We start from the raw sequence: 1,765 nt of genomic DNA on the forward strand, positions 1-1,765 counted from the left end.
GTCCTCGGATTGAGGATAGATCAACTCTTTGAGCAGGTAGTTGCCTTCATCAAAGCGAACCAACAAGGGCGCTTTATCGAATTTGAATTCAAATTTTTCCACAGACTCTTTTAACCAGACTTTTTCCACACTTTTTCCATCCGGATGGTAAAACCCAAGTTGGACGGGTATACGGTAGATGGGCACATCCTCCCATTTGTCCTGGGTCTGTTTTATTTCTAAGGATAAGGTCTTGGTTGCTTCATCCCAGTGTTTGGCAACCTCAAATACGGCATGGCCTGGTTTAAATAGAAACTGCTCGAAAAACCAATCCAAATTCATGCCACTCACATCTTTGGCACACTGCATAAAATCCAAGTAGGGCCGGTAGTGCTCTATTCCTGTGATCTTTACAGGCTCTCTCACTAGGTCTAGGGAAATATTTTCGCCGTCCGCATGGTGCTCATCAATGGTAAAAAACACGGTGCTTTCCCTCTTTTCCCCATCCACGATAAGGATGGCATCGGGAATCTCTACTCCGGCAAAATACATCATATTGTTATACTGGGTAAAGGGTAAACCTGCGAGGGATTCAGATGCTCCTCTGATAATGGCGATTCCATCAGGGATCTTATCCATAAGTTTTTCCCTACGACTTCGGTATTCATCTTTTTCAAAGATCAATTGTGCCTGAAGTTCATTTACCGATAGGAACAGAAGCAGTGTAAGAATTAAAGGAGTTTTCATGTTTTTATACTAGTTTTTCAGTTGCCACTTTGATAGCCTGGGCTGTCTAAGTCAGGCTCAATTTCAATTAAGATTGTATTACCCGATTTGATCCTAATTAAATAACAGTTACTTTAGGGTCAAGCTCATTTCGCCTAGCTGAAAGAAACATCCAACCAGACGTGTAGAGAACTATAAACAGCACCACCCATTTCAGAACCAATAGGGGTAAGGATTTGACCACATAGGCGGCCAGTATCACGCCAGCGACCCCGGCAATGGTTAACGAAAAGGAAGCTTTCCTGTCATATGCCCCTTGTTTGACGAATCTTGCTCCCCCTGCTGCCATTAGCATGGCAGTAGCGGTCATCATAATAGGGAAGGCAGTGAGTGGATGCATACCGAGCGCATACACCATTGCCATACAGGGAGCGTAAAAGCCGACGCCTATGGTTTGCAAGGCACCAAAAATAAAACTCATTACAATAATTACAGCCAGTTTCCAACCTCTCAGCCCGATCGCTTCACCCCCAACAGGCATCAAATCTAAAAAGCCGGCGATGATAATCAAAGCCACGGCCAATAAACCACAACCTAATCCTATCTGAATCCCCCGGCGCGACATTCGGGATACAATTCCGGCACCCAGTAATGCGCCTAAGGGTGCGGCTGTTGACATGCTGAACAGCGTAATGGAATCCACTTCAACCATTGTCATAAAAATAAATGTCTGCATGACAACAGGAATGGTATTCCCCACATTCATTGTTCCAGGAATCAAGCGGTCATCTATAAGTTTAAAAAACTTAAAAACAGCAGTCTGCTGCGCAAAACTTCCAATCCCCAAGGTATCGAAAAAGTTGGTGATAAATCCGGTTGTCAGCAGACCTGACCAAGGTTTAGCGGAAAACATTTTCCGATTTCTAAAAACATCCGCAATATAATAGAAGCCAAACGTACCCGTCATAAGCCCCAAAACAACCTTTAAAATAATACTCATTGATTTTCCTTTATTGTAAATAGGATGGGTCAAAAGAAACTGTTTTTAAGCAAATCTGTA

2 protein-coding genes are annotated in these 1,765 nt (G+C 43.2%); both read right to left on the minus strand.

Going from position 1 to position 1,765, the window contains the following annotated elements:
* A partial coding sequence (locus tag ACEW8O_RS11395) for an aminopeptidase P N-terminal domain-containing protein (protein ID WP_373494755.1) occupies positions 1-726 on the minus strand: 726 nt, incomplete at its 3' end.
* Between the two features lie 97 nt (positions 727-823).
* The gene (locus ACEW8O_RS11400) at positions 824-1,672 is read right to left on the minus strand and encodes a TSUP family transporter (protein ID WP_373494756.1); all 849 of its coding nucleotides are present in this window, start codon (positions 1,670-1,672) and stop codon (positions 824-826) included.
* Positions 1,673-1,765 lie beyond the last annotated feature (93 nt).

The sequence above is a fragment of the Aquiflexum sp. genome (assembly GCF_041749095.1).
In the GTDB taxonomy this organism is placed as follows: Bacteria; Bacteroidota; Bacteroidia; order Cytophagales; family Cyclobacteriaceae; genus Aquiflexum.

Coding starts and splice junctions, on each gene's coding strand:
- ACEW8O_RS11400 (WP_373494756.1), bottom strand. CDS start 1,672: ATGACGGGTACGTTTGGCTTCTATTATATTGCGGATGTTTTTAGAAAT.